This window comes from Nocardia sp. NBC_01730, assembly GCF_035920445.1.
Taxonomy (GTDB): domain Bacteria; phylum Actinomycetota; class Actinomycetes; order Mycobacteriales; family Mycobacteriaceae; genus Nocardia.
This window is the reverse complement of the sequence record NZ_CP109162.1, coordinates 2,856,737-2,870,723: the sequence shown is the minus strand read 5'-3', so window position 1 is coordinate 2,870,723 and position 13,987 is coordinate 2,856,737. Positions and strand designations below refer to the sequence as shown.

General features: G+C 68.4%; 11 protein-coding genes. 3 read left to right on the top strand and 8 right to left on the bottom strand.

All coding sequences use genetic code 11. The features are described 5' to 3' along the window. The first annotated feature begins 10 nt into the window (after positions 1–10). Together OHB12_RS11105 and OHB12_RS11100 are read left to right on the top strand one after the other, a co-directional pair. Positions 11–1,000 (top strand): alpha/beta fold hydrolase, encoded by a 990-nt coding sequence (locus OHB12_RS11105; protein WP_327118687.1) that lies wholly within the window; start codon positions 11–13, stop codon positions 998–1,000. Between the two features lie 61 nt (positions 1,001–1,061). Continuing rightward, complete coding sequence (locus tag OHB12_RS11100) at positions 1,062–1,664, top strand: DUF7691 family protein (RefSeq protein WP_327118686.1); 603 nt, start codon at positions 1,062–1,064, stop codon at positions 1,662–1,664. An 8-nt stretch (positions 1,665–1,672) separates the two neighbouring features. On the opposite strand, the gene OHB12_RS11095 is transcribed toward OHB12_RS11100, so the two are convergent. The 7 genes from OHB12_RS11095 to tkt are packed head-to-tail and all read right to left on the bottom strand — an operon-like array spanning position 1,673 to position 11,094. Next, positions 1,673–2,152 carry a hypothetical protein gene (locus OHB12_RS11095; RefSeq protein ID WP_327118685.1) on the bottom strand — a complete coding sequence of 160 codons (480 nt, stop codon included), beginning with the start codon at positions 2,150–2,152 and terminating at the stop codon, positions 1,673–1,675. Between the two features lie 48 nt (positions 2,153–2,200). Then, positions 2,201–4,513: a transketolase C-terminal domain-containing protein gene (locus OHB12_RS11090; protein WP_327118684.1), complete on the bottom strand. Its 2,313-nt coding sequence runs from the start codon at positions 4,511–4,513 to the stop codon at positions 2,201–2,203. A 44-nt stretch (positions 4,514–4,557) separates the two neighbouring features. Continuing rightward, positions 4,558–5,313, bottom strand: a complete 756-nt coding sequence (gene pgl / locus OHB12_RS11085; protein ID WP_327118683.1) for a 6-phosphogluconolactonase — start codon at positions 5,311–5,313, stop codon at positions 4,558–4,560. Next, positions 5,306–6,214 (bottom strand): glucose-6-phosphate dehydrogenase assembly protein OpcA, encoded by a 909-nt coding sequence (opcA, locus tag OHB12_RS11080; RefSeq protein ID WP_327121013.1) that lies wholly within the window; start codon positions 6,212–6,214, stop codon positions 5,306–5,308. Before opcA ends, pgl begins: the two co-directional genes overlap by 8 nt. Further along, a complete protein-coding gene (gene zwf, locus OHB12_RS11075) occupies positions 6,211–7,788 on the bottom strand; it encodes a glucose-6-phosphate dehydrogenase (protein WP_327118682.1) in 1,578 nt (525 codons plus the stop codon). Before zwf ends, opcA begins: the two co-directional genes overlap by 4 nt. A gap of 3 nt (positions 7,789–7,791) precedes the next feature. Then, complete coding sequence (tal, locus tag OHB12_RS11070; RefSeq protein WP_327118681.1) at positions 7,792–8,946, bottom strand: transaldolase; 1,155 nt, start codon at positions 8,944–8,946, stop codon at positions 7,792–7,794. 6 nt (positions 8,947–8,952) lie between these two features. Continuing rightward, entirely contained in the window at positions 8,953–11,094 is a 2,142-nt protein-coding gene (gene tkt / locus OHB12_RS11065; protein WP_327118680.1) for a transketolase, read from the bottom strand. Positions 11,095–11,565: 471 nt separating this feature from the next. On the opposite strand from tkt, the gene OHB12_RS11060 reads away from it, so the two are divergent. Continuing rightward, positions 11,566–12,555, top strand: coding sequence for a heme o synthase (locus OHB12_RS11060; RefSeq protein ID WP_327118679.1), 990 nt, complete (start codon positions 11,566–11,568; stop codon positions 12,553–12,555). On the opposite strand, the gene OHB12_RS11055 is transcribed toward OHB12_RS11060, so the two are convergent. After that, positions 12,548–13,963, bottom strand: a complete 1,416-nt coding sequence (locus OHB12_RS11055; protein ID WP_327118678.1) for an FAD-dependent monooxygenase — start codon at positions 13,961–13,963, stop codon at positions 12,548–12,550. The genes OHB12_RS11060 and OHB12_RS11055 overlap by 8 nt on opposite strands. Between the last annotated feature and the right edge of the window lie 24 nt (positions 13,964–13,987).

Sequence of the window (13,987 nt, the reverse complement as noted above, 5' to 3'; positions counted from 1 at the left end):
GGAGGCCGGAGTGGAGTTGACTCATCGGTTCGTGACGACCCACGGCATCCGGATACACGTCGCCGAGCAGGGGGAGGGCGAGTCGGTGATCTTCTGCCACGGCTTCCCGCACACCTGGTACATCTGGCACCGCCAGCTGCCCGCGGTCGCCGCGGCGGGCTATCGCGCCATCGCGCCGGACCTGCGCGGCTACGGGCAGACCGAGGTCCCCGCCGAACTCGAGGCATACACGAATCGTGCGGTGTGCGAGGACCTGCTGGGTTTGCTCGACGACCTCGGCGCCGAGCAGGCGGTGTTCGTCGGACTGGACTTCGGCGCCGCGCTGGTGTGGGAGCTGGCGCTGCGGGCACCGGAGCGGGTGCGCGGCATCATCGTCCTGAACAACCCGTTCGCACCGCGTCCACCGCGAGCGCCCTCACAGCTGTGGGCGAAGGCGGCCGCGCGACACTTCCTGCACCTGGACTACTTTCAGGCACCAGGCGTCGCCGACGCGGAGCTCGGCGCGCGTCCGCGCGAATTCCTTGCCCGCGTGTACCACGCCCTCAGCGCCGACTACCACTACCTGGACACCTGGCGTTTCCCGGCAGCAGGCAACGGCTACCTCGACGTGCTTCCCACAGCCCCCGCACTGCCGTGGCGGTGGCTGGGCGAGGACGAATTGGAGACTCTGGCACAGGATTTCGAGCGCACCGGGTTCACCGGCGGATTGAACTGGTACCGAAGCCTGGATCGCAACTGGGAACTGACGGCCGACTACGCGGGAGCGAAGGTCACCGTCCCGGCTTACTTCCTGTACGGCGATCGCGACCCCGACATGGAAGGCTTCAGCGGCCGAGACCCGCTGACGACCATGCGTGAGCACGTCCCCGACCTGCGTGAAGTGACCGAGATCGCGAACGCGGGCCACCTGGTGCAGCTGGAACGCGCCGAGGAGGTCAACAGGCTGATCACCGGCTATCTGCGCCACCTCGTCGCGCACCCGTCCGGCATCCCGGCCTGAGTCGAAACACCTTCGCACGGAGGGCCGTTCATTGTCGGTGACCACCGCTAGTGTCTCCTGAATGAGCTATTGCCTGAGCATCTATGTCGTCGAACTGGACCGGATCAAGGGCGCCATCGGGTCCAGGGACGACAAGCTCCGGCGCATGATCGGCGGCCGGTTCAAGGCCCAGCTGACCCACGACGACGACTGGTTCGCTGAGGAGATCGCGAACGGCGCACCCACCCGCTACGACGCGGTGCGCGCCGTCATCGGGGGCGGCCCTTTCGACCCGTCATACGGGTTCCAATACGGCTATGCCTACCAAACGATCTGCCAGTTCTACGGCAGGTTCGTGGACAACCGGTACTTCTCCGCGTTCCGCGGTCGCTGGCTCGATCACATCGATGACGGGCTGGCCACGCTCGGCATCAAGGCGATCAGCGTCCGCGCCTTCATGTACCACTCGCTGCCACCCGCACTGCCCCAGCCCGACGACCTGCCCGGCTACGGCGAATGGACCCCTGAGCAATGTGCTGAAGCCCTGGTCCAGTGGGAATCGACCACGCCACCACAGCGCGAAGAGATCGACCACGAGGTGCTGGCCGCCATCGAATCCTGTATCGCATGGATCAGGGAGGCCCAGGCCCGCCCCGGTTGGGGTATCGCCGGGTTCTTCTTCTGAGCAGTGATCTACTGGTATTCCGCGGTCAGCTTCGGGTAGTCGGACCAGCAGGGCAGGGGCTGGTAGTCGAGGTAGGCCGTGAGGCGGTCGAGCAGATACTGCCAGCGGGGGCCGATGGCGCCGACGTCGGCGGGGCAGACGTGGCGGCGGGTCAGTTCGACGGTGGTGACCACGCCGACCTGGTTCATATGGACCTCGAGCAGGCAACCGTCGATGTGTACGACCAATTCGTGCGGTGCCTGGCAGTGGTCGACGCGCACTGCGATCGGACCGGAGACCGGGCCGTCGAGCGGTTCGATGGTGAGGTTGCCGTTGCCGCCGGTGACGGCGCCGAGCCAGCGGGTGAGCTGGCCGCGCTCGGTAGCCGCCGACCACACCTCGAGCACCGGCTTGCGGAAGGATCGCAGATAGTGCAGGAGCACCAGATCGCCGTCCGTTGTGTGCTCGTGCTCCGGCCGTACCTCGCCGAGCATGGACATCGTGGTCATCGCCGTGCCCTTCCGCTACTGGTCACCGTCACTATCACTGTATTTCCACTATTCCCCCGTCGAATCGAATTCCCGGGAACCCCGCGCTCCGGCGTGCCGCGGGCCCGCGTGGGTTACCTCGCCGAGGAGTTCGCCCGCCGCGGTCTCGATCTTGGTCTCGTCGAGCAGCACCGTGTCGGCAGCCGGTCCCAGCGGGACGAAACTGTCCTCGCTGGTGACCCGTGCGACGCGCCCCTCGAAACCCGCGTCGATCAGAGCGGCGCACACCGCCTCAGACACGCCGCCGCTGTGGCGGGTTTCGTCCGCGACCAGGACACGGCCGGTCGCGAGTGCGTGCTGGAGCAGATCGTCCACCGGCAGCGGCGCGAGCCAGCGCAGGTCGAGCACGCGTGCGCGGAGGCCGCGCTGGGCCAAGCGGTGCGCGACGCGCAGGCTCATCGGCACGCCGTTTGCGAAGCTGACGAGGGTCAGGTCGGCGCCGTCGCCGTAGACGCGGGCCCGGCCGATCTCGACGTGCTCGGCGGGCGTCGCGCGTGCGAGCCAGCCGTCGTCGCCGGGCCGGTGCAGGTCGCGGGTGTGATAAAGCGCGATGGGCTCCAGGTACAGACATACCCTGCCGTCCACCCTGGCCGCGGAAACACAAGTGCGCAGCATGGCCGCGGCGTCGTCGGCGCGGGAGGGGGACGCGATGATCAAGCCGGGGATGTCGCGCAGCGCCGCGATCGAGTTGTCGTTGTGAAAGTGGCCGCCGAAGCCCTTCTGGTAGGCGTACCCGGCGATCCGGACCACCATCGGGTTCCGGTAGCGGCCATCGGAGAAGAACGACAGCGTGGCCGCTTCGCCACGCAGCTGGTCGGCGGCGTTGTGCACGTAGGCGAGGTACTGGATCTCCGGGATCGGCACGAATCCGGCCAGTCCCGCGCCGAGCGCGGTGCCGAGGACGCTCTGCTCGTCCAGCAGGGTGTCGAACACGCGGCGCGCACCGAATGTCTTCTGCAACCCCTTCGTCACGCCGTACACCCCGCCTTTGCGGCCGACATCCTCCCCGAAGACGAGCACGTCTCGATCGCGGGCCAGCAGATCCGCGAGCGTGTGATTGATCGCTTGGGCGAGGGTTGTCGGATTGTCCGGCGGCGTCGCTCTGTTCGCACCAAGCTGTGCTGCGGCGCTACCCGGTGATTCTCGGCTGGGTTCCGCGCCGGCCGGGAGTGCGTTGATCCGGAGCACATCGGCGCGCACCAGCGCGGTGCGGGACGCTCCGATCGGGGCGGTCACCGCCTCGGCGGAGGTGAGTTTCGGCTCACGCCAGACGAGTTCGGCCATCGCGGTCACCCGGTGGCCCAGGTCGTGGTACCGCTCGAGGATCTCGGCGGGCGTCGCCACACCGGCGGCGATCAGCAGCCGCGCCGTCGCCGGCACCGGATCGAGCAGCAGGTCGGCGGCGATGTCCGCGGGGCGGCGGTAGGCCGCTTCGACGTCCGAACCCGCGTGGCCCAGCAAGCGAACGGTCCGCAGCCGCAGGAACGCGGGCGTGCGGCGGTCCCGAACCCACTGCGCGGCGGCGGCTCCGGCCGTCAGTGCGTCGCGCGCGTCGCATCCGTCCGCGCTGAAAAACGCCAGGCCGGGCCGATCGCCGTACGCTTGCTCGATCCAGTCCGGCGGCGTCGGCACGCTGATCCCGATACCGTTGTCCTCGCAGACGAACAGGATCGGCATCGAAATCCCTTGGTGTGCGGTGTGTATCGCGGCGTTGATCGCGCCCGCCGCCGTGGAGTGGTTCGCCGATGCGTCACCGAAACTGCACAGCACCACCGAATCCGGCGGCCACTGTGCGGACACGCCGAGCCGAGCCGCACGGTCGATCGCGAACGCCAGCCCGACCGCGCGCGGAAGGTGCGAGGCGATCGTGGAGGTCTGCGGGATGACGTTCGCCGCCGCGCTGCCGAAGACCTTGTGCCGCCCACCGGAAATCGGATCCGCCGCCGCGGCGACCACACCGAGCAACACGTCCCGGATCGGGTCGAGGCCGCGCACCTGGCGGGCCCGGTGCACGAAGAATGCCCCAGACCGGTAATGCAGCAGGGCGGGATCGGTGACCCGCAGGACAGCGGCCAGCGCCGCATTGCCTTCGTGACCAGAGGACCCGATGCTGTAGTAGCCGCGCCGGGCACTGCCGAGCCGGCGTGCCGCTAGGTCGAGATGTCTGCTCGTCGCCTGCGATTCGAACAGCGCGAGGCACGCCTCACCCGTGATCGCGCTGCCCGGCTCGATCGACTGACTCGCCGGGCGCTTCGGCTGCGGGGTGAGCGCCGAGATCGCGGTGCGAAACCGCTCGTCCAGATCCACTGCCTGATCGGTCATCGAAAGATCATCCCGTAGAACTCCGCCGGTCGGCCGACTTACGGTCAGCGCAACGCTGCCGCGGCGTCCTGATCCAGCAGCCACGTGGTGGAGTCGGTACCCATGGCGCCCGCTGCCGGAATGTCCACCGGATCCGCACCGGCGATGGCGGCGGCGACCGCCTCGGCCTTGGCCGCGCCGCCCACCACCAGCACCACGTGGCGGGCGCGGCGGATGGCGGGCAGGGTCAGGGTCACCCGGACCGGCGGCGGCTTCGGCGAATCCGTCACGGCGACAACGAGTTCGTGCTCCGCACGCACCGCGTCGGTGTGGGGGAACAGCGAGTTCACGTGGCCTTCTCCGCCCATACCGAGCAAATGCAGGTCGAACGCTCCGTGCTCGGCGAGATAGGCATGCACGGCCGCGGAGTACTCGGCGGCGGCCTCGACCGGGTCGGGGTATTCACCGTCGGAGGATGCCACCGGATGCACCCGCGCCGAGTCCAGCGGCACGTGGTCGAGCAGTACTTGCCTGGCCTGTAGATCGTTGCGCTCCGGATCGCCGGTGGGGACGAAACGCTCGTCGCCCCAGAACACGTCGAGCCGGGACCAGTCGATATCGCCGGGCGTCTTGCGCACTTGTTCGAGCAGTCCGATTCCGGTCCCGCCGCCGGTCAGCACCACCGACGCGGAGCCGCGCTCGGCTTGGGCCGCGACGACGATCGCGACAAATCGTGCCGCCGCGGCGGCGACCAGCGCGTCGGCGTCGAGATGGACCTCGACGGTGTCACTGGGGAATTCCGAATCGGTGTGGTCACTCATAGCTCACCTTCTCGATTCCGGCCAGGGCCTCCGCGTAGATATCGTCGGCATCCAGCCTGCGTAGTTCCTCGGCGAGGCAGTCGCGAGTCTCCCTGCGCGCCAGTGCGATCCGCTGATCCGGGTCGCCGGTGCGGGTGACCGTCGCGGTGCGGCCGGTCTGCGGCCGCTCGATCGCGAAGTCGACCGACGGGCGGTGTACTTCCACGCGCAGCGCGCCCGAGCGGCGGCGAACCGGGCAGCCGAGCCGGGCGGCCAGCCAGCCTGCCAGCATGTCCAGTGCGGGTTCGTTGCGTAGCCCGGACACCGTCACCGACTCCACCGGTTGGAACGGCGGTTCGTCCAACGCGGCGGCCAGCAGCGCGCGCCAGTAGGTGATCCGGCTCCAGGCCAGGTCGGTGTCGCCGCTCGCGTAGGAGGCGAGTCGCTTCTTGATCGTCGCCTGCGGGTCGGCCGCGAACGTGGCGTCGGTGATGCGCCGGGTCGCCAGACGACCCACCGCGTCCCTGGACGGGAACTCCGGTGCGCCGCGCGGCCACCAGGCGACCACCGGCGTGTCCGGCAGCAGGAACGGGATGACGACGCTGTTCTCGTGGTTGACCAGATCACCTTGCAGCCGAAGCACTATCACCTCCGCCGCGCCCGCGTCGCCGCCAACGCGGATCTGCGCGTCCAGTCGGGTCGCGGCCTCCCGGTCGCCGCGCGCGAGCACCACGACGCGACAGGGATGCTCGCGGCTGGCGTCGTTCGCGGCGTCGATCGCGTCTTCGGCCTCGGAGCTGTCCAGCGTGCACACCACCAGGGTGAGCACCCGGCCCATGGTGATCACGCCGTTGCTCTCGCGTAGCTGCACCAAGCGTTTTGTGACCTCGCCGGTCGTGGTCTCCGGCATGTCGATGATCACGGTCGCCGCCATTCGCGCCCGGTGCGGGCGAGTATCTCGTCGGCGGAGGGGGGACCCCAGGTGCCCGCTTCGTACGGCTCCGGTTTGCCTTCGGTCGCCCAGCGCTCGAGCGCCGGATCCAGAATGCGCCAGGACAATTCGACCTCCGCGTTCACCGGGAACAGCGACGGCACCCCGAGCAGCACGTCGAGGATCAGGCGCTCGTAGGCCTCGGGGGAGGACTCGGTGAACGCCTCGCCGTAGCTGAAGTCCATGTTGACGTCACGTACTTCCATGCCGGAGCCTGGCACCTTCGAGCCGAACCGCATGGTGATGCCTTCGTCCGGCTGTACCCGGATGACCAGCGCGTTCTGCCCCAGTTCCTCGGTCATGGTCTGATCGAACGGCAAGTGCGGCGCCCGCTTGAAGATCACCGCGATCTCGGACACCCTGCGGCCCAGCCGTTTTCCGGTGCGCAGGTAGAACGGGACGCTTGCCCAGCGGCGGGTGTCGACCTCGAGGGTGATCGCGGCATAGGTCTCGGTGCGCGACTGCGGGTCGAACCCTTCCTCGTCCAGCAAGCCCACCACGTGCTCGCCGCCCTGCCAGCCCTCTGCGTACTGGCCGCGCGCGGTGGTCTCGTCCAGCGGCTCGACGAGCTTGGTCGCCGAAAGCACTTTGATCTTCTCGGTCTGCAGTTGCTTGGGTTCGAAGCTGATCGGCTCCTCCATGGCGGTGAGCGCGAGCAGCTGCAGCAAATGGTTCTGGATCACGTCGCGCGCAGCGCCGATGCCGTCGTAATAGCCTGCGCGCCCGCCCAATCCGATGTCCTCGGCCATGGTGATCTGCACGTGGTCGACGTAGTTGGCATTCCAGATCGGGTCGAACAGCTGGTTGGCGAAGCGCAGTGCCAGGATGTTCTGCACCGTCTCCTTGCCGAGATAGTGGTCGATGCGGAACACCGTCTCTTCCGGGAATACCCGGTTGACCAGCGCGTTGAGTTCCTGGGCGCTTTCCAGGTCATGCCCGAAAGGCTTCTCGATCACCACGCGCCGCCACGGTTTGCGGCCCGTGTCGTCGGTGCCGGTCGGCTGTGCCATCCCGTATTCGGAGAGCTGATCGAGCACGACGGGGAACATGTTCGGCGGAATCGACAGGTAGAAGGCGTGATTGCCGCCGGTACCGCGCTCCTTGTCCAGAGTGGCCAGGGTGTCGGCGAGGACGGCGAACGCCGCGTCGTCATCGAAGCTGCCCTGCACGAATCGGATCCCCTCGGCGAGCTGGTCCCAGACCTCCTGACGGAAAGGGGTGCGCGCGTGCGACCGCACCGCGTCGAGGACGACCGCGGCGAAGTCCTCGTCCGTGTAGTCACGGCGGGCGAAGCCGACCAAGGCGAAGCCCGGGGGTAGCAGCCCCCGGTTCGCCAAGTCGTAGATGGCCGGCATCAGTTTCTTCCGGGACAGATCACCGGTGACGCCGAAGATCACCATGCTGCACGGCCCCGCGATGCGCGGGAGTCGTTTGTCCCGCTTGTCGCGGAGCGGGTTCTTCCAGGCGATCGCCGCTGGTTTTCCCGTGGATGCTGTACCAGCCATCGGTCAGCTGTTTCCGGACACGTCAGTTCCGGAGGCGGTGGCCGAGTTCAACTCTTCGGCCGTGGCGGACAGCAGCTCCTGCCAGGACTTCTCGAACTTGTCCACGCCTTCGCGCTCGAGCACCGCGAACACGTCGGCCAGGTCGATGCCGATCGCGACCAGCTTGTCGAAGACCTCCTCGGCCTCCGCGGCGGTGCCGCTGACGGTGTCGCCGCGGATCTCGCCGTGGTCGGCGACAGCCTCCATGGTCTTCTCCGGCAGGGTGTTCACCGTGTTCGGCGCCACCAGTTCGGTGACGTACATGGTGTCGGAGTAGTCCGGGTTCTTCACGCCGGTCGAAGCCCACAGCGGCCGCTGGCGATTCGCGCCGGACGCGGCCAGGTCCGTGTAGGTGGAGGTGCGCTTGCCGCCGTCGAATACGTTCTGGTACTCGGAGTAGGCCAGACGCGCGTTGGCGATGCCGGCCTTGCCGCGCAGCGCGAGCGCCTCGTCGGCGCCGATCACCTCCAGCCGCTTGTCGATCTCGGTGTCCACCCGGGACACGAAGAACGAGGCGACCGAATGGATCTTCGCCGGATCGTGCCCGGCGATCTTGGCCTTCCGCACGCCGTCCAGGTACGCGCCCATCACGGAGCGGTAGCGCTGGACCGAGAAGATCAGCGTGACGTTCACGCTGATTCCCTCCGCGATCACGGCCGTAATCGCGGGCAGGCCCGCCTCGGTGGCCGGGATCTTGATGAACAGGTTGGGCCGGTCGACGATCTTCCACAGCTCGACGGCCTGGGCGGTGGTCTTCTCCGCGTCGAACGCCAGCCGGGGATCGACCTCGATGGAGACCCGGCCGTCGACGCCGCCGGTCGCCTCGTACACCGGGGCGAAGACATCGCAGGCGGCGCGCACATCGTCGGTGGTGATGGTCCGGACCGCGGCGTCGGCGTCCGCGCCTTGGGCGGCGAGCTCTTTCACCTGGCCGTCGTAGGAGTGCCCCTGGCTCAGCGCACCCTGAAAAATCGTCGGGTTGGTGGTGACCCCGACGACGCCGCGGGTGGCGATCAGTTCCGCCAGATTGCCGGACTGGATCCGGTCCCTGGACAGATCGTCGAGCCACACGGAGACGCCTGCCGCGGAGAGGGCGGCGAGATTGTCATTCTGTGCCATGAGCGCTTATCCCTTCACGTTCTCGAGCGTGCGCTGCGCTGCGGCAACGACGGCTTGCGGAGTGAAACCGAATTCGCGGAACAGGGTCTTGTAGTCGGCGGAAGCGCCGAAGTGCTCGATCGATACGATCTCGCCCGCGTCACCGGCGAACCGGTACCACGGCATCGCGATACCGGCCTCGACGACGACACGAGCGGCGACCGCGGGCGGGAGCACCTCGTCCCGGTAAGCCTTGTCCTGTGCGTCGAACCACTCCACACACGGCATCGACACAACGCGGGTTGCGATGCCCTGCTCCTCCAGCGTAGTGCGGGCGGCGACGGCGAGTTGGAGCTCCGAACCGGTAGCGATCAGGATCACCCGGGGCGTGCCGGTGGACGCCTCGGCCAGGATGTAGCCGCCCTTCGATACGCCCTCGTAGCTGGTGCCCTCCTGGATCGGCAGATCCTGGCGGGTCAGCGCCAGCCCCGACGGGCCGTCCTGATGCGGCGGCTCGGAGACCGAGAAGTGCGAGGCGTGCTCGCTGCTGTCGCGCTCGAGGATGGTGCGCCAGGCGTATGTGGTCTCGTTGGCGTCACCGGGGCGGACCACGTTCAGGCCGGGGATGGCGCGCAGCGCGGCCAGATGCTCGATCGGCTGGTGCGTCGGGCCGTCCTCGCCGAGGCCGATGGAGTCATGGGTCCACACGTAGATCGCGGGCACCCGCATCAGCGCGGCCAGGCGCACCGCAGGACGCATGTAGTCGCTGAACACCAGGAAAGTGCCGCCGTAGGGGCGGGTCGGGCCGTGCAGGGCGATGCCGTTGAGGATCGAGCCCATCGCGTGCTCGCGGACACCGAAGTGCAGGGTGCGGCCGTACGGGTCGGCCTTCCACATGCCGGTCGAGATCGACTCCGGTCCGAAGCTGGGCTGGTCGGGCATGGTGGTGTTGTTGGACTCGGCGAGGTCGGCCGAACCGCCCCACAGCTCAGGCAGCACCGACGCGAGCGCGGCGAGGACCTTGCCGGAGGCCTTGCGGGTGGCCATGCCCTTCGGATCCGCTTCGTAGGTCGGCAGATTCGCGGCCCAGCCCTCGGGCAGGCGCCGCTCGGCGAGGCGATCGAACAGCGCTTTGTTCTCCGGATGCGCCGCAGCCCACGCGTCGAACGACCGCTGCCATTCCTGGTGGGCCTCCTGACCGCGCTCGACAGCCTTGCGGGTGTGCGCGATGACCGCATCGTCCACCTGGAAGCTCTGCTCCGGGTCGAAGCCGAGGATCTTCTTGGTAGCGGCCACCTCGTCGGCGCCCAGGGCGGCGCCGTGTGCTGCCCCGGTGTTCATCTTCCCCGGCGCCGGGTAGCCGATGATGGTACGCAACACGATGATCGAGGGTTTGCCGGTCTCGGCCTTGGCGGCGGCCAGTGCGGCCTCGATCGCGACGACGTCCTCGCCGCCCTCGACCACCTGCACGTGCCAGCCGTAGGCCTCGTAGCGCTTCGCGACGTCCTCGGTGAAGGCGATGGTGGTGTCGTCCTCGATGGAGATCCGGTTGTCGTCGTAGACCACGACGAGATTGCCGAGCTGCTGGGTGCCCGCGAGCGACGACGCCTCCGAGGTGACGCCTTCCTCGAGGTCACCGTCCGAGGCGACCACGTAGATGAAGTGGTCGAACGGGCTGGTGCCGGGCGCGGCGTCCGGGTCGAACAGGCCGCGCTCGCGCCGCGCCGCCATCGCCATGCCGACTGCCGAGGCCAGGCCTTGGCCGAGTGGGCCGGTAGTGATCTCGACGCCGTCGGTGTGGCGGAACTCCGGGTGACCGGGGGTGAGCGAGCCCCACTTGCGAAGGTTCTCCAGGTCGTCCAGTTCCAGACCGAAACCGGCCAGGTAGAGCTGGATGTACTGAGTCAGGCTGGAGTGGCCGCAGGAGAGCACGAACCGGTCCCGGCCCACCCAGCTGGGATCGCTGGGGTCTTGACGCATGACGCGCTGGTAGAGCGTGTATGCCAGCGGCGCCAGGCTCATCGCCGTGCCGGGATGACCGTTCCCGGTGTTCTGCACCGCGTCGGCGGCCAGGACCCGGATGGTGTCGACGGCCTTGGTGTCCAGATCCGTCCAGTCGTCCGGGTGGTTCGGCTGAGTGAGGGCGCGGATGTCGTCTGTGACTGACACGACCGAGGTTCTCCTGACATTGGTTTCGTCGACGGCGGTGGGTTTCTGACGGCGATGAACGCACGGCAGCGATGGCGTGCATACCGGTTTACCCAACTACCCTAGATGTGCTGCTTGACCGGCACAGCGGTAACCCGTGTTTAACGGCGGCTGTGTCCGAGGGCCGCGACGGCGGGCCGGGCCGCGAATGGCACTCATCGGACTCGTGGTGCAGAGTGGCCTCGAATGGGAGCGGTCGGGACCGCGTGCGAGGACCGGTCTGATCGGTCACGTTTCGGCAAGGGTGCGCGGGGGCGCGGGGAGAGAAGGGGGCGGCGGGGGTCTACCATCCTTTGTAGTAGTAGTCGCGCCGCACCGGGTCGGAGGGGGCGCCGGGGCGGACGGAAGTCCGGCACCGGCGCATCCGTACCGCCGGGATGGACGTGCTGCTGGTCCAGGCCGGAGGCGATGCACAGCGTGCGAGGAGAGACAGTGCGGATTGGGCAACAGCCGGGTGGCGATGGCGCACACGGCTCGTCCGCGACGGCGCTGGCCGATCGGTTCACGGGTCCCGGTCTACCGTCTCGACTCGTGCGGCGGGTGTTGGCGTACATCGCGCTGACGAAGCCGCGCGTCATCGAACTGCTGCTGGTCGCAACGATTCCCACCATGCTGCTCGCCGATCGTGGCACGGTCGACCTCCGGTTGATCGTGGTCACGCTGTTCGGCGGATGGATGGGCGCCGCGAGCGCGAACACGCTGAACTGTGTCGCCGACGCCGACATCGACAAGGTGATGAAGCGGACCGCCAAACGTCCGCTGGCCAGGGACGCGGTGCCGACCAGGAACGCCTTCGTGTTCGGTGTGCTGCTCGGCGTCGGTTCGTTCGCCTGGCTGTGGTGGCAGGCCAACCTGCTCAGCGGCTTGCTCGTGGTCGCGACGATCCTCTTCTATGTCTTCGTGTACACGCTCGGCCTCAAGCGCCGCACCGCGCAGAACGTGGTCTGGGGCGGCGCGGCGGGCTGCATGCCCGCGCTGGTCGGCTGGTCGGCAGTCACCGGCGGCATCGGCTGGCCGGCCCTCGCGCTGTTCGGTGTCATCTTCTTCTGGACACCGCCGCACACCTGGGCGCTGGCCATGCGCTACAAAGAGGACTACCGCGCGGCAGGCGTGCCGATGCTGCCGGTGGTGGCCACCGAACGGACCGTCACCAAGCAGATCGTCATCTACACCTGGCTGACCGTGCTCACCACCCTGGCCCTAGTGTCGGCGACCGGTGTGGTGTACGCAGCCGTGGCCCTGATGGCCGGAGCGTGGTTCCTGCTCATGGCCCACCAGTTGTACGCGGGCGTACGGCGCGGCGAATCGGTGAAGCCGCTGCGGCTGTTCCTGCAGTCGAACAACTACTTGGCCGTGGTGTTCTGCGGCCTCGCGGTGGACTCGGTGCTCGGCTGGGACACCATCGGCAGCTTCTTCAGCTGATCGCGCCCACGTAGCCGTCCGGCCGGATGAGGACACGGGTGCCTTCGGACGCGGCGTAGGCCGTGTGCGCGTGCCCCTCGACATCCACCACGTGCGGTCCCGCCACCGGCATCCCAGGGCGAACCACCGCGTACGCGTCCGGCCCGGCCGGGGCGGTGCTGCCGAACGACAGCAGCGTCGCGTGCGGTCCGCGGAACAGGTCGAACAGCCGGACCGGTCGTCCCGCTTCGTCTTTCAGCGGCGCGTCCGGTGCGCGATCGCCTGCCGCCAGCGGCTCGCGCGCGGCCCGATCGCGGTAGCTGATATCCAGCTGCTGGGTCTCCGGTCCGCGCCGCATCGCGTCCTCGTCGCCGTCGACCAGCTTGTCCAACAGTTCCGAGCTCAGACCGAGTACCCGGGCGGCCACCGTCCTTCGCTCGGATTCATAGCTGTCCAACGGTGCGTCGTCACCTGCGAGGGCGGCGGCCAGCTTCCAGCCGAGGTTGTAGGCGTCCTGGATGCCGGTGTTCATCCCCTGTCCTCCGGTGGGCGGGTGCGCGTGCGCGGCGTCACCTGCCAGAAAGACGCGGCCGTCGCGGAACCGCTTGGCCAGTCGGACATTCGGCCGCCACACCGTAACCCAGCTGAGCTCGGTGAGGGTGATGTCGTCGCGTCCGTAGTAGCGGTCCATGTACTTCTGAAGCAGTGCGAGGCTCGCCTGCGCGTCGCCGGTCGAGGGGGCGGCGAACTGGAACTGGCGCCCACCGGGCACCGGCGACAGGGCGATGCCCTCCATCGGCCGGTCGGCGGTGGCGAACCAGTAACCGAACTCGTGGTCGAGTGCGTCGGCCCGCACGTCGCCGAGCAGCATCTGGATCGACTCGTCGGTATTGCCTTCGAACGGAATGCCCAACGTCTTGCGCACAGTGCTCCTACCGCCGTCGGCACCGACCAGGTAGGCGGCGCGCACGGTCTCGCGTGCGCCGTCGCGCTCCAGCGTCGCCGTGACGGCGCACGCGTCCTGGTCGAAGGCGACCAGCGTGGTGCCGAGTTCGACGTGCACGCCGAATTCGGCGAGCCGATCGCGCAGGATGCCCTCGGTCCCGGACTGGCCGAGCACCCACGGATTCGGGTAGGGGGCGGTGGGCGTCGGCTCGATCGGCTCCCACATCCTGCGCTCGGTGACGAACTCGCCGTCGAGGTGGACGCGCATCGCGGGTATCGGCATCCCGGCCGCGCGCACCGCGTCGAGCACGCCCAGGTCGTCGAACACCTCCAGCGTGCGCGGCTGGATGCCGTCGCCGCGGGAACCGGCGAAGAACGTCGCGGCCTTGTCGATGATCCGGACCGGGATGTTCCGGCGAGCGAGGTCGAGAGCGAGAGTGAGGCCGGTGGGGCCGGCGCCCGCGACGAGGACGAGTCGAGTCATGGATACTCCCAGTGAAATTAAATT

Bases quoted from the DNA above. Each gene is read 5' to 3' on its own strand.
- OHB12_RS11055 (WP_327118678.1), bottom strand. From the start codon at position 13,963: ATGACTCGACTCGTCCTCGTCGCGGGCGCCGGCCCCACCGGCCTCACT.
- zwf (WP_327118682.1), bottom strand. From the start codon at position 7,788: ATGGCTGGTACAGCATCCACGGGAAAACCAGCGGCGATCGCCTGGAAG.
- tal (WP_327118681.1), bottom strand. From the start codon at position 8,946: ATGGCACAGAATGACAATCTCGCCGCCCTCTCCGCGGCAGGCGTCTCC.
- OHB12_RS11095 (WP_327118685.1), bottom strand. From the start codon at position 2,152: ATGACCACGATGTCCATGCTCGGCGAGGTACGGCCGGAGCACGAGCAC.
- OHB12_RS11100 (WP_327118686.1), top strand. From the start codon at position 1,062: ATGAGCTATTGCCTGAGCATCTATGTCGTCGAACTGGACCGGATCAAG.
- pgl (WP_327118683.1), bottom strand. From the start codon at position 5,313: ATGAGTGACCACACCGATTCGGAATTCCCCAGTGACACCGTCGAGGTC.
- OHB12_RS11090 (WP_327118684.1), bottom strand. From the start codon at position 4,513: ATGACCGATCAGGCAGTGGATCTGGACGAGCGGTTTCGCACCGCGATC.